16 protein-coding genes and 1 tRNA gene are annotated in these 17,760 nt (G+C 69.4%); 6 read left to right on the plus strand and 11 right to left on the minus strand.

Features of this window, described 5'->3' with window-relative positions:
* Window positions 1-258: 258 nt before the first annotated feature.
* Window positions 259-1,479 carry an acetyl-CoA C-acetyltransferase gene (locus tag ACFU95_RS45635; RefSeq protein WP_383841949.1) on the plus strand — a complete coding sequence of 407 codons (1,221 nt, stop codon included), beginning with the start codon at window positions 259-261 and terminating at the stop codon, window positions 1,477-1,479.
* A 295-nt stretch (window positions 1,480-1,774) separates the two neighbouring features.
* The gene (locus tag ACFU95_RS45640; protein WP_383842035.1) at window positions 1,775-2,557 is read left to right on the plus strand and encodes a hypothetical protein; all 783 of its coding nucleotides are present in this window, start codon (window positions 1,775-1,777) and stop codon (window positions 2,555-2,557) included.
* A gap of 22 nt (window positions 2,558-2,579) precedes the next feature.
* On the opposite strand, the gene ACFU95_RS45645 is transcribed toward ACFU95_RS45640, so the two are convergent.
* Complete coding sequence (locus tag ACFU95_RS45645) at window positions 2,580-2,891, minus strand: hypothetical protein (RefSeq protein WP_383841952.1); 312 nt, start codon at window positions 2,889-2,891, stop codon at window positions 2,580-2,582.
* A 94-nt stretch (window positions 2,892-2,985) separates the two neighbouring features.
* Here ACFU95_RS45645 and ACFU95_RS45650 point away from each other — a divergent pair, with 94 nt between their 5' ends.
* Window positions 2,986-3,216: a DUF4287 domain-containing protein gene (locus ACFU95_RS45650; RefSeq protein WP_030049879.1), complete on the plus strand. Its 231-nt coding sequence runs from the start codon at window positions 2,986-2,988 to the stop codon at window positions 3,214-3,216.
* A gap of 78 nt (window positions 3,217-3,294) precedes the next feature.
* Here ACFU95_RS45650 and ACFU95_RS45655 read toward each other — a convergent pair whose 3' ends face one another.
* The 3 genes from ACFU95_RS45655 to ACFU95_RS45665 all read right to left on the minus strand — a co-directional run bounded on the left by ACFU95_RS45655 (window position 3,295) and on the right by ACFU95_RS45665 (window position 5,826).
* Window positions 3,295-4,191 carry a Bax inhibitor-1/YccA family protein gene (locus ACFU95_RS45655; RefSeq protein WP_383841955.1) on the minus strand — a complete coding sequence of 299 codons (897 nt, stop codon included), beginning with the start codon at window positions 4,189-4,191 and terminating at the stop codon, window positions 3,295-3,297.
* Window positions 4,192-4,419: 228 nt separating this feature from the next.
* On the minus strand, window positions 4,420-5,595 hold the full coding sequence (locus tag ACFU95_RS45660) for a 4-hydroxybenzoate 3-monooxygenase (protein ID WP_383841958.1): 1,176 nt from the start codon (window positions 5,593-5,595) through the stop codon (window positions 4,420-4,422).
* A 147-nt stretch (window positions 5,596-5,742) separates the two neighbouring features.
* A tRNA-Leu gene (locus tag ACFU95_RS45665) sits at window positions 5,743-5,826 on the minus strand.
* 393 nt (window positions 5,827-6,219) lie between these two features.
* Here ACFU95_RS45665 and ACFU95_RS45670 point away from each other — a divergent pair.
* Entirely contained in the window at window positions 6,220-7,020 is an 801-nt protein-coding gene (locus tag ACFU95_RS45670) for an ABC transporter ATP-binding protein (RefSeq protein WP_383841961.1), read from the plus strand.
* Complete coding sequence (locus tag ACFU95_RS45675; protein ID WP_383841964.1) at window positions 7,020-9,554, plus strand: ABC transporter permease; 2,535 nt, start codon at window positions 7,020-7,022, stop codon at window positions 9,552-9,554. The genes ACFU95_RS45670 and ACFU95_RS45675 overlap by 1 nt, the downstream gene beginning before the upstream one ends.
* Window positions 9,555-9,605: 51 nt before the next feature.
* Here the strand turns inward: ACFU95_RS45675 and ACFU95_RS45680 are convergent, their stop codons facing one another.
* Together ACFU95_RS45680 and ACFU95_RS45685 are read right to left on the minus strand one after the other, a co-directional pair.
* Window positions 9,606-10,904 (minus strand): class I SAM-dependent methyltransferase, encoded by a 1,299-nt coding sequence (locus ACFU95_RS45680; RefSeq protein ID WP_383841967.1) that lies wholly within the window; start codon window positions 10,902-10,904, stop codon window positions 9,606-9,608.
* A 186-nt stretch (window positions 10,905-11,090) separates the two neighbouring features.
* On the minus strand, window positions 11,091-12,482 hold the full coding sequence (locus tag ACFU95_RS45685) for an NAD(P)/FAD-dependent oxidoreductase (protein ID WP_383841971.1): 1,392 nt from the start codon (window positions 12,480-12,482) through the stop codon (window positions 11,091-11,093).
* A 561-nt stretch (window positions 12,483-13,043) separates the two neighbouring features.
* Here ACFU95_RS45685 and ACFU95_RS45690 point away from each other — a divergent pair.
* A complete protein-coding gene (locus ACFU95_RS45690; RefSeq protein WP_383841974.1) occupies window positions 13,044-13,259 on the plus strand; it encodes a hypothetical protein in 216 nt (71 codons plus the stop codon).
* An 80-nt stretch (window positions 13,260-13,339) separates the two neighbouring features.
* Here ACFU95_RS45690 and ACFU95_RS45695 read toward each other — a convergent pair whose 3' ends face one another.
* From ACFU95_RS45695 to ACFU95_RS45715, 5 genes are all read right to left on the minus strand, one after another.
* On the minus strand, window positions 13,340-14,311 hold the full coding sequence (locus tag ACFU95_RS45695) for an exopolyphosphatase (RefSeq protein ID WP_383841977.1): 972 nt from the start codon (window positions 14,309-14,311) through the stop codon (window positions 13,340-13,342).
* A complete protein-coding gene (locus ACFU95_RS45700) occupies window positions 14,308-14,865 on the minus strand; it encodes a DUF501 domain-containing protein (protein WP_383841980.1) in 558 nt (185 codons plus the stop codon). Before ACFU95_RS45700 ends, ACFU95_RS45695 begins: the two co-directional genes overlap by 4 nt.
* Before the next feature lie 29 nt (window positions 14,866-14,894).
* Window positions 14,895-15,371 carry a septum formation initiator family protein gene (locus ACFU95_RS45705; RefSeq protein WP_383841983.1) on the minus strand — a complete coding sequence of 159 codons (477 nt, stop codon included), beginning with the start codon at window positions 15,369-15,371 and terminating at the stop codon, window positions 14,895-14,897.
* A 127-nt stretch (window positions 15,372-15,498) separates the two neighbouring features.
* Window positions 15,499-16,785, minus strand: a complete 1,287-nt coding sequence (gene eno, locus ACFU95_RS45710; RefSeq protein ID WP_383841986.1) for a phosphopyruvate hydratase — start codon at window positions 16,783-16,785, stop codon at window positions 15,499-15,501.
* 287 nt (window positions 16,786-17,072) lie between these two features.
* Window positions 17,073-17,756 (minus strand): transglycosylase family protein, encoded by a 684-nt coding sequence (locus tag ACFU95_RS45715; RefSeq protein ID WP_383841989.1) that lies wholly within the window; start codon window positions 17,754-17,756, stop codon window positions 17,073-17,075.
* Between the last annotated feature and the right edge of the window lie 4 nt (window positions 17,757-17,760).

Here is a 17,760-nt window from a genome sequence, read left to right on the forward strand (position 1 = left end):
CGCTCCTCAAACGCCGAAGGGGCTCTGGGCATTTCAGCCCGTCCGGCGTTTGAGGACGAGGCCCTTTAAGGGCCGAAGCGGGGGTCTGGGGGCGGAAGCCCCCAGGGATGGGACGGGTAGGGGCGGCGGGGGCGAGGAAAGCAAGCGCTTAGAAAATTGCGGCAAGGGTCACACCTCCCCACCCGTGACCTCACCGCTACGTACGGGTAACTTCCCACACAGCCCTGCCCGACCCCTTGGTTTGCCACTGGAGCCGTGATGCCCGAAGCCGTGATCGTCTCGACCGCCCGCTCCCCCATCGGCCGCGCCTTCAAGGGCTCCCTGAAAGACCTGCGCCCCGACGACCTCACCGCCACGATCATCCAGGCGGCCCTGGCCAAGGTCCCCGAGCTGGACCCGCGCGACATCGACGACCTGATGCTCGGCTGCGGCCTCCCCGGCGGCGAGCAGGGCAACAACCTCGGCCGCATCGTCGCCGTACAGATGGGCATGGACCACCTCCCGGGCTGCACCGTCACCCGCTACTGCTCCTCGTCCCTCCAGACTTCCCGCATGGCCCTGCACGCCATCAAGGCCGGCGAGGGCGACGTCTTCATCTCGGCCGGCGTCGAGACGGTCTCCCGGTTCGCCAAGGGCAACTCCGACAGCCTCCCCGACACCCACAACCCCCTCTTCGCCGAGGCTGAGGCCCGCACCGCCGAGGTCGCCCAGCAGGAGGGCACGACCTGGCACGACCCGCGCGAGGACGGGCTCGTCCCGGACGCGTACATCGCCATGGGCCAGACCGCCGAGAACCTCGCCCGGATGAAGGGCATCAGCCGCCAGGAACTGGACGAGTTCGGCGTCCGTTCGCAGAACCTCGCCGAGGAAGCCATCAAGAACGGCTTCTGGGAGCGCGAGATCACCCCGGTCACGACCCCCGACGGCACGGTCGTCGCCAAGGACGACGGCCCCCGCGCCGGCGTCACCCTGGAGGGCGTCCAGGGCCTCAAGCCGGTCTTCCGCCCCGACGGCCTCGTCACCGCCGCCAACTGCTGCCCCCTGAACGACGGCGCGGCGGCCCTCGTCATCATGTCGGACACCAAGGCCCGCGAGCTCGGCCTCACCCCGCTCGCCCGCATCGTGTCGACCGGCGTCTCCGGCCTCTCCCCCGAGATCATGGGCCTCGGCCCGGTCGAGGCGAGCAACCAGGCCCTGCGCCGCGCCGGTCTCACCATCGACGACATCGACCTGGTCGAGATCAATGAGGCGTTCGCCGCCCAGGTGATCCCCTCCTACCGCGACCTGGGCATCGACATCGACAAGCTGAACGTCAACGGCGGCGCCATCGCCGTCGGCCACCCCTTCGGCATGACCGGCGCCCGCATCACCACCACGCTGATCAACTCCCTCCAGCACCACGACAAGCAGTTCGGCCTGGAGACGATGTGCGTCGGCGGCGGCCAGGGCATGGCGATGGTCATCGAGCGGCTGAGCTGAAGCCCGCCACGAGAGCCCCTGAGTAGTCGGCTCGGGACCCAGCGTGAGCCTTCGGCCCAGAACCCGGGAAACTCCTTGGTTCTGGGCCGATTTGTGATCCAATCTCCGTCAGGATGTGACCTATCTCCCTCTGCGGAGGGATTCACGCAGCTCAGAGCCGTTGCACCACCAAACCCCAGGCCGAAAGTCCTGCCCGTTTCGTGACGTTACGCACTGACAGCTGGATAGTCCGCCCTTCAAGCTGATGTAGGAAGTCGGGGGTCGACTTTGAACCGGGAGTACGTCAGTGAGCGCCATGCCGATCGCCTTGCTGCTCACCACGGCCGCCACCGGCGCCGTGGGCGTCGCCGTCCTGCGCACCCTCATGGTGCTGCGCCGACAGGTCGCGGCCCTGCACACCGAGCTGGCACAGAACAACGCCGCCGAGGCCCGCGGCCTGGTTCCGCAGGCCCGCCTCTCCGCCGAGGCGGATGAGATACGCGCCGCGGTGGCCGAGGCACTCGCCGAGGAGCGCGAGCGTGAGCTGGCCGAGGCGCGTGCCTTCTGGGCCGCCCAGGAGTCCCGTGACGGCTCCGACGGGCCCACCCTGCTGGGCCTGTCGGACAGCGAGCTGTTCCTGCCCCGCCAGGCCGATTTCGCGGGTCTGGAGCATCTGGAGCCGGTGACCGAGCCGACCGCGGACGCGGACGAGTTCGCGGGCGAGTCCCCCGAACTGGCCGCGGCCCGCCGCCGCCACCCCTCCCACCCGGACTTCGTCCCGGTCTCCTCACCGGTCGTGAACGACCATGAGCGTACGGTGTCCACCCTGGAGGACCTGGCCGCCTCCGCCACCGAGCTGACCGACGTCCGCCCCGGCCCGCTGGGCACTCTCGACGTCTACGTCTTCGCCGACGGCACCACCCTGTGCATGACCCCGGGCCACCGCGAGACGGCGGAGCGCCTGGCGGCGGCCCTGCGCGCCGGCGAGACGCCGGTACTGCTGGGCGGTTCGGGAGTGTCAGGGGCGTACACCCTGACCTTCGCGTGCGGCGAGGAGAACGTCTACATCCTGGCGGACCGGGTCATAGCGTCCCTTTAGGGGCGCCCTCCCGCAGCCACCGTCAGACGCCCGCCCTCTTCTGCGCCTCCTCCACCAGCCCCACCGCTTCGGAGACCTGGTCGTCGCTCTCGAGAACCACCGCCAAGTCATGTGCGGCGACGGTGATCTGATCCGCCACAGCGAACATCCCGGCGTCGGGCATCACCCGGGGCTCCTCCGCGGGCGCCTCCAGAATCTGCGCCCGCCGAGCCAACTCCCTGGCCAGCGCCAGCGCCTCGGTGGCCCCGTTTCTCTGCAACCGGCTCTGCGGCGCCGCCCTCAGACGGTCGGCGAAGTGATCAACGGCTCGGGTCAGACGCGTCGTATCAACCACGCCGTGAGCGTACGCGACTGTTGCCAACGGGCGAACGCTCAGGCACGGTGACCTGAAGGACCGGCTTACATCCCCTTTGCGTCCGGAGGCGCCGATGTCCCACGTCCTCTCCGAGGAGACCCACCGCAACATGCTCGCCCGCATCCCCCACTGCACCGGTCGTGAAGTCTCCGACTGGCTCCGCACCGTAGAAGAAGGCCCGGCCCTCGTTCGCTTCGAGGAGAAGGTCAGCTGGCTGCGCCACGAATACGACCTCGCCTACGGCCACGCGAAGGCGATCGTCCACGAGTACGACCTGAGGAGGGCGGCGCGCAAGTTCCTCTAGGAGCGCGCACAGACGACGAAGGGCCCCGGGACGAACCCGGGGCCCTTCGCTGTACGACTACCGCACGACCGTCGGAGACTAGTCGCTGCTGTTGAGGATCGAGATGAGCCTCAGGAACTCCATGTAGATCCACACCAGCGTCATGGTGAGGCCGAAGGCGGCGAGCCAGGCCTCCTCGCGCGGCGCGCCGTAGGCGAGTCCGTCCTCGACCTGCTTGAAGTCCAGGGCGAGGAAGCAGGCGCCGAGCAGGATGCCGACGACGCCCATGATGATGCCGAGCGGGCCGCTGCGGAAGCCGAGGCCGTCACCGCCGCCGAAGACCGCGAACAGCAGGTTGACCGCCATCAGCAGGATGAAGCCGAGCGCGGCCGCCATCACGAAGCCGACGAAGCGGCGGTTGACGCGGATCCAGCCCGCCTTGTACGCGACCAGCACCGCGGCGAACACCGCCATCGTGCCGAGCACCGCCTGCATGGCGGCACCGCTCGCGATGCGGTTGTCCACGACGTTGGAGACCACGCCGAGGAAGACACCCTCGAACGCGGCGTACGTCAGGATCAGCGCGGGCGCGGCCTTGCGCTTGAAGGACTGGACGAGCGCCAGGACCATGCCGATCAGACCGGCGACGATGGCGATGCCGTACGACCGGCTGATGTTCGCGTCGTCGACCGGCAGCAGCGCCCAGGCGAGCGCGGCCGTGACGATCAGGGTGCCGAGCGTGGTGCCCGTGCGCAGGATGACGTCGTCCATCGTCATCCGGCCGGTGGTGGCCGGGGCCTGCGGCGGTGCGCCGTGCTGAAGGTCCTGCTGGGCGTAAGGGTTCTGCGCGTACGGGTTGCCGGCCTGCGGCTGGGCGTACGGGTTGCCCTGCGTGCCGACAGCGGCGCCCCCGGCCTGCGGCGCGGTGTTGAAGCCCGCGTAGCCGTTGTCGCGGCTGAACCCCCGTCGCGAGAAGACCGGGTTGCTGCTCCTCATTTCACTCCTCCATGGCCACCGTGCGTGGCCTTGGCTCAAGAGTAATAGGTAGGCAAAGGATTGACCCTAGTGCTTGGGGAGGATCTTTCCCTTGTCGTGCTGGCCAACACGGTACGCGGCCGAGTGATTCCCGGCCACGGAGGGGATCATTCATGACCAAGCTGCGACATGGCCGGAACCGACCGGAGATCACTCCCCTGGCCCGCGCCCACGCGCCCGCCCCCGCGCTCACCCGAACGGGAAGCCCGTGTACCCCTCGGCCAGGTCCGTCCCGGCCGCGGCCGACGACGCGATCCGCTCGAGTCGCGCCAGTTGGAGCCGGTCCTCGAAGGGGTCGGCGTCGGGGGCGCGGTGCAGCATCGTCGTCATCTCGTACGAGAACCGCTCGGCCTGCCACACGCGGCGCAAACAGGTCTGGGAGTAGGCGTCGAGGCGCTCGGCCGACCCCGTCTCCCGCTGGTACGTCAGGGCCCGCGCGAACGTGACGACGTCCCCGACGGCCAGATTCAGCCCCTTGGCGCCGGTCGGCGGCACGATGTGTGCCGCGTCACCGGCCAGGAAGAGGCGGCCGTGCCGCATGGGCTCGTGGACGTACGACCGCATGGGCGTGACCGACTTCTGCGTGATGGGGCCGCGTTCCAGCCGCCAGTCGTCGTCGGTCTCGAAGCGGCGTTCCAGCTCCGCCCAGATCTCGTCGTCGCCCCACGCCTCGGCGTCCGTGCCCTCGGGGACCTGGAGGTAGAGGCGGGAGACGGACGGGGAGCGCATGGACAGCAGGGCGAAGCCGCGGTCGTGGCGGGCGTAGACCAACTCGTCGTGCGAGGGGGCGACATCGGCGAGGATGCCGAGCCAGCCGAAGGGGTACGTCCGCTCGAAGACCCGGGTGAGCTCGGCGGGGACGGCCTTGCGGGCCACGCCCCAGAAGCCGTCGCAGCCGACGACGTAGTCGCATGTGAGGACGTCCTCGACGCCCTCGTGCCGGAAGCGCACGCGCGGGCTGTCCGTGTCCGCGCCCTCCACCGCCAGCGCCTCCGCCTCGAAGAGCAGCGGGCCGCCCTCCTTGAGCTGGAGGGCGATGAGGTCCTTGCAGACCTCGGTCTGGGCGTAGACCATCACGGACCGGCCGTCGGTGAGGGCGGGGAAGTCGACGCGGTGGCGCCTGCGGGCGAAGCGGAGCTCGATGCCGTCGTGGCGCAGGCCCTCGCGGTCCATGCGCTCCGCCGCGCCGGCCGCGCGCAGTACGTCCACCGTGCCCTGCTCCAGGATTCCGGCGCGCTGGCGGTGCTCGACGTAGGCGCGGTCGCGGCTCTCCAGGACGACCGAGTCGATGCCGGCGTTGTGGAGCAGCCGGGCGAGGAGGAGGCCGGCCGGGCCCGCTCCGATGATGCCGACAGTGGTGCGCATCGGTCGCTTCCCTTCACTGTTCGTCGCTCGTGGCGGAAGTTCGCATAGTGAAGCTTTATTCACCACTTCCTGACGGGAGTCTCCGACCATGCACGCCCGCTGTCAACGGTTGTGCGTGAACTCTTGAAGGAAGGAGGGACTCGGAAGTGCCCAGAGCCGGACTTGAACCGGCACGCCCGCGAAGGGGCAGCGAGGTTTAAGCTCGCCGTGTCTGCATTCCACCATCTGGGCAGGCCATGGGCTCCGCATCGAGGTTCCGAGCCTATCGGGATACATCCCCCGAACAGCGGACGGGCGGACCGATGTTGTCTTATTTTATTGACGCCTGAGGGTGCATCAGCCCACGGAACACGCCATCCGCACTTGCCAATAGCCTTACGTGCGACCGTCGGCCGCGCATACGGAATGACGGAATTTCACCGTCCAAACAAGGACGCTCCACCTGTTCCAGACGCGAACACCCGTCAGGGGTCGCCGTCATCCTCAGGTATGACACGGCGGTGTCCCGTCCATCCGCAGTCTGTCTTCGGAACCGGAACAGCGACTGACTACACGGCGCTCTTCGGCCGGGACGATGGATGACGTCCCTTCGAACACACCGTCGTCCCTCAGGAGCGCCTTCTCGTGACCACCGCATCCATCGCCGGCCGGGCCACCACCGTGGCCGCGCGTGCCACGGATCTGTCGAAGATCTACGGACAGGGCGAGACCCAGGTGGTCGCCCTGGACCGGGTCACCGTCGAGTTCCGGCAGGCCGAGTTCACCGCGATCATGGGCCCCTCCGGCTCCGGCAAGTCCACGCTGATGCACTGCGTGGCGGGCCTGGACACCTTCTCCTCCGGGTCGGTGCGCATCGGCGACACCGAGCTGGGCTCCCTGAAGGACAAGCAGCTCACCAAGTTGCGCCGGGACAAGATCGGCTTCATCTTCCAGGCGTTCAACCTGCTGCCCACGCTGACCGCCCTGGAGAACATCACCCTCCCGATGGACATCGCGGGCCGCAAGGCCGACAAGCAGTGGGTGGACTCGGTCATCCGGATGGTCGGCCTCGCCGACCGCCTCAGCCACCGCCCCGCCCAGCTCTCCGGCGGCCAGCAGCAGCGCGTCGCCGTGGCCCGCGCGCTGGCCTCCAAGCCCGAGATCATCTTCGGCGACGAGCCGACCGGAAACCTCGACTCCCGCTCCGGCGCCGAGGTGCTGGGCTTCCTGCGCAACTCCGTACGTGAGTTGGGACAGACCGTGGTGATGGTGACCCACGACCCGGTGGCCGCCGCGTACGCGGACCGCGTGGTGTTCCTCGCGGACGGACGGATCGTCGACGAGATGTACAAGCCCACCGCGGACAACGTCCTCGACTTCATGCGGCATCTTCCTGGGGGGAACCCCCAGACCCCCGAGTTCGACGCGAAGGGCCGCACCAGCTGATGTTCCGCACCGCCCTGCGCAACGTGTTCGCGCACAAGGCCCGGCTCCTGATGACCGTGCTCGCCGTCATGCTCGGCGTCGCGTTCGTCTCCGGCACCCTTGTCTTCGCCGACACCCTCTCCAACGCCTTCCGCAACCAGTCGGCGAAGAGCTACGACAACGTCGCCGTCGCCATCACCTCGTACGCCGACTCCGACAACGCCAAGGAGGAGCCCGGCCTCTCCCGGAAGACCCTCGACAAGATCGCCGCGGTGGACGGCGTCGACGCCGCGTACGGCCGCGTCGAAGGCTTCGCCGGGGTCGCCGATCCCGACGGGAAGCTGATCGGCGTCGGCTGGTCCAACAAGGGCTCCAACTTCGACCCCGGCAAGGACGGCAAGGACCCCGCCTACACGTTCACCGACGGCTCCGGCCCGGTGAAGGACGGTCAGATCGCCCTGGACAAGGAGTCCGCGGCCAAGGGCGAGTACCAGGTCGGCGACCGGGTCCGGGTCGCCACGAACGGGCCGGTGAAGGAGTACACCCTCAGCGGCGTGTTCACCACCGAGGACGGCGCCGTGAACGCCGGCGGCAGCCTCGTCCTCTTCGACACCGCCGTCGCCCAGAAGCAGTACCTCAAGCCGGGCTACTTCGACAGCGCCACCGTCACCGCCGCCCCCGGCGCGGACGACGCGAAGATCCTGGCCGCGGTCGAGCCGCTGCTGCCGGACAGCGCCGAGGCCCAGACCGGCCAGGCACTCGCGGACGAGCAGGCCGAGCAGATCGAACAGGGCCTCGGCTCGCTCAAGCAGGTCCTGCTCGGCTTCGCGGGCATCGCGCTCTTCGTCGGGATCTTCCTGATCTCCAACACCTTCACGATGCTGGTCGCCCAGCGCACGAAGGAGATCGCGCTGATGCGCGCCGTCGGTGCGTCGCGCCGGCAGATCACCCGCTCGGTGCTCGCCGAGGCCGCGGTGGTGGGCCTGGTCGCCTCGGTGATCGGCTTCGTCCTCGGCATCGGTCTCGCGGTCGGTCTGCGATCCGGAATGGCCGCGTTCGGCATGAAGATTCCGGGCGGCCCGCTGATCCTCTCCGTCACGCCGGTGCTCGCCGCGGTCGGCGTCGGTGTGCTGATCACGATGTTCGCCGCCTGGCTGCCCGGCCGCCGGGCCGCGAAGATCCCGCCGGTGGCGGCCATGAGCAGCGTCCACGCGGCGGCGACCACCAAGTCGCTGGTGGTGCGCAACTCCATCGGCGCGGCCATCACCGCTCTCGGCGCGGTCGGGATCGTGCTGGGTGCCTCGTCCGGCGGTGACGACGGCCGGATGTACATCGCGGCGGGCGCGTTCTTCGCGCTGGTCGGCGTGATCATCCTGATCCCGCTGCTGTCCCGGCCCGTGATCGCGCTCGTCCGTCCGCTGCTCGTCGGCCCCTTCGGGGTGGCGGGCAAGCTGGCCGGCCAGAACGCGGTCCGCAATCCACGCCGTACCGGCGCCACCGCCTCCGCGCTGGCGATCGGGCTGACGCTGGTGACCGGCCTGTCGGTGCTCGGGGCCACGGTCGGTGCGGCCATCGACAAGATGACCACGGACAACATCAAGGCCGACTACATGGTCTCGATGGCGAACGGCGGGGCCCTCGACCAGTCCGCGCTGACGGCGCTGGAGAAGGCCAAGGGCGTCTCGGCGGTCTCGCCGCAGCAGAGCGTCTACTTCGAACTCGGTGACGAGGACTTCGTGTCCGCCTCGGCGGTCACGCCGGGCGACATCGAGCGGGTCCTGAACGTCGACGTCGTCAGCGGCGACATCGGTTCGCTCGCCGAGGGCCGGATCGCGGTCGCCGAGAAGACGGCCAAGAACAGGGGCTGGAAGCCCGGCGACAGCATCCCTGTCACCTTCAACGACGAGAAGAAGGACACGCTGACGGTCGGCGCCGTCTTCAAGGACAGCGAGTTCCTCTCCCCCGTCCTCATCGACACGAAGGTCGTGAACCCGCACGAGGTGCAGCCGTCCATCCAGCAGATCTTCGTGAAGGTGGACGGCGGCCAGTCCTCGGCGAACGAGCAGGTCCTCACGGACGCGCTGGGCGACAACCCCGCGATCACGATCATGGACCAGCAGGACATCCGCAACGAGTTCGGCGGCGTCATCAACACCCTGCTGAACATCATGTACGGCCTGCTGGCGATGGCCCTGATCATCGCCGTGCTGGGTGTCGTCAACACCCTCGCGATGTCCGTCTTCGAGCGGCAGCAGGAGATCGGCATGCTGCGCGCGATCGGTCTCGACCGGCGCCGGGTGAAGCGGATGATCCGGCTGGAGGCCGTGGTCATCTCGGTGTTCGGCGCGGTGGTCGGCATCGGTCTCGGCTCGTTCCTCGGCTGGGCGATCGGCGAGACCTTCGCGGACCAGATCCCGGGCTACGCGCTGGTCCTGCCCTGGGACCGGATCGGGATCTTCCTGGTGCTGGCCGGTCTGGTGGGCGTCCTGGCCGCACTGTGGCCGGCCCGCAACGCCGCGAGGCTGAACATGCTGAACGCGATCAAGGCGGAATAGCCGTACGAGCACAGGGGCCCCGTTCCCGGGAGGGAGCGGGGCCCTGTGGTTTCAGCTCCAGGTGCGGGACCGCAACGGCATCCCGGAGGCACCGGAGTCGGGTGTTCTGATCGCCAGCACCTGGTTGACGCCGATGCTGTTGCGTTCGAAGGCGAGCGCGCAGGCGGCCATGTACAGCTGCCAGACGCGGGCGCGCCCCGGGCTGGTGAGCCTGACCGCCCGCGCCCAGTCGGCCTCCAGACGGTCCACCCAGCGGCGCAGGGTCAGGGCGTAGTGCTCCCGGATCGACTCGACGTCGCGCACCTCGAAACCGGCCCGCTCCAGCTGGGTGACGGTGACTCCGATGGGCTGGAGCTCGCCGTCGGGGAAGACGTAGGCGTCGATGAACTCGTCGACCCGGTACGAGGATTCGTCGCGCTGCGGCCGCCGCCCGATCTGGTGGTTGAGCAGCCGTCCCCCGGGCTTGAGGAGCCGGTACAGGACGTCGGCGTACTCCAGGTACCGGTCGGCGCCGACGTGTTCGGCCATGCCGACGGAGGAGACGGCGTCGTAGGGCCCGTCGTCGACGTCCCGGTAGTCCTGTACGCGGATCTCCACCTTGTCGGTGAGCCCTTCGTCGGCGACGCGCTTGCGGGCGTAGGCCGCCTGTTCCTGGGAGAGGGTGACCCCGACGACGCGCACGCCGTACTCGCGGGCCGCGTGCATGGCCATGGAGCCCCAGCCGCAGCCGACGTCGAGCAGCCGCTGGCCGGGTTCGAGGGCGAGCTTGCGGCAGACGAGGTCGAGCTTGTCGTGCTGGGCGTCTTCGAGGGTGCCGACCGGGGGCGGGGCCGACCAATAGGCGCAGGAGTACACCATGGACGGCCCGAGGACGATCTCGTAGAAGTCGTTGCCGACGTCGTAGTGGTGGCTGATGGCGCGTCTGTCGGTGCGCTTGGTGTGCAGATGGCCGCGGGTCCGGCGCACCTCCTCGGGAGGCGGCGCGGGCGGCAGCGGCAGTCCGCCGAGCCGGACGAGACCGCGGACGGCGGCGCGCACCTCGGGATCCCGGAGCGCCCGAGCCAGGCTTCGGGTGTCCTCCCCGCGCTCCCACACGAGGCCCGCGAGCAGATCGAGGGCCGCGTAGCGATCCCCCTCGATGTCGAGGTCCCCGGCCACCCAGGCCCGGGCCAGGCCCAGTTCGCCGGGCTTGAACAGCATCCGCCGTACGGCACGTCGGTTGCGTACGACGAGGGTCGGCGCGCCCGGCGGCCCCGCCTGCGAGCCGTCCCAGGTACGGATGCGCACCGGGAGCGGAACTCCCAGCAACTGTTCGAGAAGGCTCTTCAGCCGCACCGCGGCGTCTGCCATGGCGCACACCTCCGTGATCTGATCCCGGAATGTCCCAACACCACGTAAACACCTGGGAGCCCTGTGCGCAGTCCCCCACGCGCGTTACGGCTGGGCAAACAACCGTGACGGAGGCGGAACAGCCGAAGGACCTCCCGCACCACGGATGGCGGGAGGTCCTTCGGGTGGTTCAGCGACCGGAGAGGGTCAGGAGGCCTTGGCCTTCTCGCCCTTCTCGGCCTTCTTGCTCGCGGCAGCGACCGGGGCCGGCTTGGCGGCCTCGTAGAACTCCTCGCGCGGGTGCTCCATCGCACCGAGGGAGACGACCTCGCGCTTGAGGAACATGCCGAGGGTCCAGTCGGCGAAGACGCGGACCTTGCGATTCCAGGTCGGCATCGCCATGCCGTGGTAGCCACGGTGCATGTACCAGGCGAGACGGCCCTTGAGCTTGATCTTCATCTTGCCCATGACGATCATCGCGACGCCCTTGTGGAGGCCGAGGCCCGCCACCGCGCCCTTGTTGGCGTGCGAGTAGTCCTTCTGCGGGAAGCCCCGCATACCGGAGATCACGTTGTCGCCGAGGACGCGCGCCTGACGCAGCGCGTGCTGGGCGTTGGGCGGGCACCAGGCGTTCTCGTTGCCCGCCTTGCGGCCGACGAGGTCCGGGACCTGGGCGTTGTCGCCCGCGGCCCAGATGTAGTCGGTGCCCTTGACCTGGAGGCTCGGCTCGCAGTCGACGTGACCGCGGGGACCGAGGGGCAGGCCGAAGCGGGACAGCGCCGGGTTCGGCTTGACGCCGGCGGTCCACACGATGGTGTTGGAGTCGACCTCGAGCCCGTTCTTCAGCACGACGTGGCCGTCGACGCAGGAGTCCATCGAGGTGGAGAGGTAGACCTCGACCCCGCGGGCCTCCAGGTGCTCCTTGCCGTACTGGCCGAGCTTGGGGCCGACCTCGGGCAGGATCTTGTCGGCGGCGTCGACCAGGACGAACCGCATGTCCTCGCGGGAGACGCTGGTGTAGTACTTGGCCGCGTCGCGGGCCATGTCCTCGACCTCACCGATGGTCTCGGCACCGGCGAAGCCGCCGCCGACGAAGACGAAGGTGAGCGCCTTGCGGCGGATCTCCTCGTCGGTGGTGGAGTCGGCCTTGTCCAGCTGCTCCAGCACGTGGTTGCGCAGGCCGATGGCCTCCTCGATGCCCTTCATGCCGATGCCCTGCTCGGCGAGGCCGGGGATCGGGAAGGTGCGGGAGACCGCGCCCATCGCGATGACCAGGTAGTCGAAGGGCAGCTCGTACGCCTCGCCGACCAGCGGGGCGATCGAGGCGACCTTGCGGTCCTGATCGATGGTGGTGACCCGGCCGGTGAGGACCTCCGCCTTGGGCAGCACGCGTCGCAGCGGGACGACGACGTGGCGCGGGGAGATGCTGCCGGCGGCGGTTTCGGGGAGGAAGGGCTGGTAGGTCATGTACGACCGGGGGTCGACGACCGTGACGGTCGCCTCTCCGTAGCGCATCTTCTTGAGGATGCGCCGAGCTGCGTACAGGCCTACGTACCCACCGCCTACTACGAGGATCCTGGGACGCTCCGTGGTGCTCATGCCATCGAGTATCCACCCGCCTCAGGGGGGTCGCTCGTGCGCCCCTTCACAAGCTCTTGCAGGCCCTGTGCTACACTCCCCGGCCCGCGTGACCCAGGTCATGGTCACGATGGGGAACCGGGAAGCGCTACGCCCCGTTGTCAATGCCGCGTGAGCTGCCTCTCTGACTCTCCGGGCCCTCTGTGAGCGGGTCGGAACATCATCCGGAGAGAGCCTCTCCAAGCATCTTTACACCGGCCATCTGAACATGTTCAAGGCCCTGTTCACCCCTCGGAAGGGTCAACCGGCGCCCATCCGTGCTTCTCCAGGGCCCAATTCCTTGTGAAGAACTTCACGAACTTTCTCGGACAGGCACCGTCGGGGGCTCCCCGGCGGCCCCGAAAGGCCCCCTCGGGGGCGCTCATACGCTAGCCGACCTGCTCAGTCGACGGCTACCAACCAGTAGCAAACGGGACCCGGACCACCCCGCCGACGCGACCCGGGTCACCGTTCCCGCATGGCCGTCACTCGGTCGGCCACACTCCGCGCGAAATTGATCAGAAGGCCACATAACGTGCAGCCATGATCACCTCACAGAAGGCCCTCCAGCGGGCCACCTCGCGAATAGTCACGGTCGGCGCTGCCCTCGGCATCGCCCTCGCAGCGGGGGCGGCCACGGCCGCGGCCGCCACGCCCTCCCACCCCGCCGCCACGAAGGCCACCGCCGTACAGGCGACTACGGCCTACGGGGGCGACGACGGAGGGTGCAGCGGCCTCCTCGTCCTCCTCTGCAACTGACGGACAAGCCCGCAAGGGCGGTCACACGACGGCCCCGGTTCCTCGACGAGGTTCCGGGGCCGTTCCGTGTTCGCCGCAGGTCAGTCGCTGCGCCTGCCCGCTTCGGCGTCTTCCGCCACCTGGAAGGCGATGCCGTCGAGGATGTCGTGCTCGCTGACGACGACCTCCTCGGCACCGATCCGCTCCATGATGGCGAGCAGCACCAGCGCGCCCGCGGCGATGACGTCAACTCGCCCCGGGTGCATGGAGGGTACGGCCGCGCGCTCGGCGTGGGTGGAGTGCAGCAGCCACTCGGTGATCCGGCGGACCCGGTCGTGGGTGATCCGGGAGTGGTGGATGCGGGCCGAGTCGTACTCGGGCAGGTCCTGCGCGATCGCCGAGATCGTGGTGACCGAACCGGCGAGCCCCACCAGTGTCTTCGCCTCGCGCAGCGGCACCGTCTCCTCGGCGAGATCGAGGGCCGCCTCGATGTCGGCCCGCATCGCGGCGATCCGCTCCGCGGAGGGCGGGTCGCAGACGACGCCGTCGCGGACCAGGTGGCGCTCGGTCATCCGCACGCAGCCGACGTCCACGGAGCGTGCCGCGCGGACCCGCTCCTCGCCGACGACGAACTCGGTCGACCCGCCGCCGATGTCCACGACGAGGTAGGGCCGGTGCAGGTCCTCGCGGCCCACCAGCTCCTTCGTCGCCCCGGTGAAGGAGAACTCGGCCTCCTGGTCCCCGGTGACGACCTCGGGCTCGACGCCCAGGATGTCCATGACCCCGCGCACGAACTCGTCCCGGTTCTCGGCGTCCCGGGAGGCGGAGGTGGCGACGAAGCGGAGCCGCTCGGCGCCGTGCTCCTTGATGATCGCCGCGTAGTCCCGGCAGGCGGCGAAGGTGCGCTCCAGCGCCTCGGGGGCGAGCCGGCCCGTGCGGTCGACGCCCTGCCCCAGACGCACGATGGTCATACGGCGGTCCAGGTCGACGAGTTCCCCGGTACCCGGGTCGACGTCGGCGACGAGGAGCCGGATGGAGTTCGTGCCGCAGTCGATGGCGGCGACGCGGGTCACCGGCCGCCTTCCTCGGACTCGTCGGGCTTCGCGGACTCCTCCGGGAGCGTCACGCAGGCCCCCTTGCTCCACCACTCCGGCAGCATGGCGATCGCCTCGTCGCCCAGTGGGTTGACCCCGGGCCCGGCCGCCAGCGAGTGCGCGACCAGGACGTGCAGGCACTTCACCCGGTCCGGCATGCCGCCCGCGCTCGGGAAGCCCTTCAGCTCGTCGATCTCGTCGCGGCGCCGTACGTAGTCCTCGTGCGCGGCCCGGTAGGAGGCGGCCAGCTCCGGGTCGCTCTCCAGCCGGGCCGTCATCTCCTTCATCACGCCGTTCGCCTCCAGCGTGCCGATCGCCGACGACGCCTTCGGGCACGTCAGGTAGTACAGCGTCGGGAAGGGCGTGCCGTCGGGCAGGTGCGGGGCCGTCTCGACGACGTCCGGCTGGCCGCACGGGCACCGGTGCGCGATCGCGCGCAGCCCGCGCGGGGGACGCCCGAGCTGCTGCTTGAAGGCCTCGACGTCCGCGTCGGTGGGCTCGGTACGCGGGGTGGGCGGCGGGGGCGTGTGCATGCCTGTCTTTCTATCGGGTCTCGCTGGGCTCAGTGGTCGGCGGCGTCGGCCTTGTCGACCCCGTCCCAGATGTTCGCGTACCAGGGGCGGTCTGCCGCGCTCTGGTCGGTGCGCGCCTGCTTGGCCGCGTCCGGGTCGACGACGACGTAGCCGGTCTCCCCGGGCAGCACATAGTGCAGCCGCAGCCGGATCTGCTGCTCGGCGTACGCGTCGTCCTGCCAGCGTGCCTTGAGGTCGCGCAGCTGCTCGACGCGCTGGGCGGCCTCCTCCTTCTGCCGCTGCATGTCGGCGATCTCGGCGCGCTGGGAGACGTACTGCCTTATGGGGTAGGCCAGCGCCACGACCATGGAGCAGAGGACCAGCGCGAGCAGCGCGGCGCGTCCGGTGAGCCTGGAGCGCCGGGCCTGCCGCTTCGTCTGGGAGCGGTAGACGCGGGCCGCCGTCTGCTCGCCGAGCAGCCGGATCCTGGTCGCGGTGGAGAACCGGTCCCGGTCCTTGACGGCCATGTCCCGCCTCCCGTTTCACACGCGTACGTCCCCGCACACGGTACGGGACCGAGTACGGGGACGTACGTACGACTGGCTAAGGCTCACCCCAGGTGGGGGTCAGCCGGTCAGCCGGGGTGTGCCTTGCTCAGCCCTTGAAGCGCGGGAAAGCGCTACGGCCGGCGTACACCGCGGCGTCGTCGAGGATCTCCTCGATGCGCAGCAGCTGGTTGTACTTGGCGACGCGGTCCGAGCGGGCCGGGGCGCCGGTCTTGATCTGGCCGCAGTTCACCGCGACGGCGAGGTCGGCGATGGTGACGTCCTCGGTCTCGCCGGAGCGGTGGGACATCATGCACTTGAAGCCGTTGCGCTGGGCCATCTCGACGGCGTCCAGGGTCTCGGTCAGCGAGCCGATCTGGTTCACCTTGACGAGCAGGGCGTTGGCGGAGCCCTCCTCGATGCCGCGGGCCAGGCGCTCCGGGTTGGTGACGAAGAGGTCGTCGCCGACGATCTGGACCTTGTCGCCCAGCTTCTCGGTGATGACGTTCCAGCCGGCCCAGTCGTCCTCGAACAGCGGGTCCTCGATGGAGACGAGCGGGTAGGCCGCCACGAGCTCCTCGTAGTACTCGGTCATCTCGGCGGCCGAGCGGGACTTGCCCTCGAACTCGTACGCGCCGTCCTTGTAGAACTCGGACGCGGCGACGTCGAGCGCGAGCGCGATCTGCTCGCCGGGGACGTAACCGGCCTGCTTGATGGCCTCGATGATGAGGTCGAGCGCGGCGCGGTTGGACTCCAGGTTCGGGGCGAAGCCGCCCTCGTCGCCGAGGCCGGTGGACAGGCCCTTGGTCTTCAGCACCTTCTTGAGGGTGTGGTAGACCTCGGCGCCCCAGCGCAGGGCCTCGGAGAAGGACTCCGCGCCGATGGGGGCGATCATGAACTCCTGGATGTCCACGTTGGAGTCGGCGTGCGAGCCGCCGTTCAGGATGTTCATCATCGGCACTGGCAGCAGGTGCGCGTTCGGGCCGCCCAGGTAGCGGAACAGCGGCAGGTCGCTGGCCTCGGAGGCGGCGTGGGCCACGGCGAGGGAGACGCCGAGGATGGCGTTGGCGCCGAGGGAGCCCTTGTTGTCGGTGGCGTCCAGGTCGAACATGGCCTGGTCGATCAGGCGCTGCTCGGTGGCGTCGTAGCCGACGAGCTCCGGGCCGATCTGCTCGATGACGGCGAGGACGGCCTTCTCGACACCCTTGCCCAGGTAGCGGTTGGGGTCGCCGTCGCGGAGCTCGATGGCCTCGAAGGCACCCGTGGAGGCACCGGACGGAACGGCGGCACGACCCGTGCTGCCGTCGTCGAGGCCGACCTCGACCTCGACGGTGGGGTTGCCTCGCGAGTCGAGGATTTCCCGGGCTACGACGACGTCGATGGACGGCACGAGCATCTCCTTCTTGGGATGTGACGCGGGTAAGCGGTCCGCGGTGGGTACTGCGAGACGAGCCTAACCGGCTCCGGGCGTTCAGCCAGCGGTCGACCGCCCCGTGGACAGAACCGAGAGTAAATTGTTTCCGAACGGAACAAAGACACCGGCACAAAAAAGCCCCGCCCCGGTGCGTACGGGGGAAGACGCACCGAGGCGGGGAGTTCGCGGGGACGGGGGTGACCCTCACGACGCCTTCACGATGAGGTCCACGGCTGTGAGGGCGCTGTGGTTCAGCTGTTTCCCGCGTATTACTTCAGGTGCAGCTGCTGACCGGGGTAGATGAGGTCGGCGTCCTCGACGATGTCCTTGTTCAGCTGGAACAGCTTCTCCCAGCCGCCCTTGACCTTCTCGGCCTCGGCGATCGAGCTGAGGGTGTCGCCCTTGACGACCTTGTACTCGCCGTCGCCCTTCTTGACCTTCTTGCCGGTCGGGGTGGTGACGGTCTTGGTCGACTTCTTCTCGGCGGCCGGACGCTCGGCGGAGCGGGAGGCCGGCTGCTCCTCGGTGGCGCGAGGGGCGGTCCCGGTGCTCTGCGAGGAGCCGGAGCCGCTGTACGCGGCGCTCGACAGGCCGGTGCCGCAGTTCGGCCAGGCACCCTTGCCCTGGCCCGCGAGGACCTTCTCGCCGATCTCGATCTGCTGGGCCTTGGTGGCCTGGTCGGCGGTGGCGGCGTACGCCGTGCCGCCGTACGCGGCCCAGGTCGAGGCGGAGAACTGCAGACCGCCGTAGTAGCCGTTGCCGGTGTTGATGGACCAGTTGCCGCCGGCCTCGCACTGGGCGACGGCGTCCCACTCGGAGGCGGTGGCGGCGGAGGCGCTGCCGGCCGCCATCAGCGGGGCGGCGACCGCGGCGGCGCCGGTGACGCCGACGACGGCTATGGCGCGAGCGGCCTTGGACGGACGACGGTGCTTGCCCTTGCTGGAAAACAGCATGGAG

The organism is Streptomyces sp. NPDC057623 (genome assembly GCF_042800355.1).
In the GTDB taxonomy this organism is placed as follows: Bacteria; Actinomycetota; Actinomycetes; order Streptomycetales; family Streptomycetaceae; genus Streptomyces.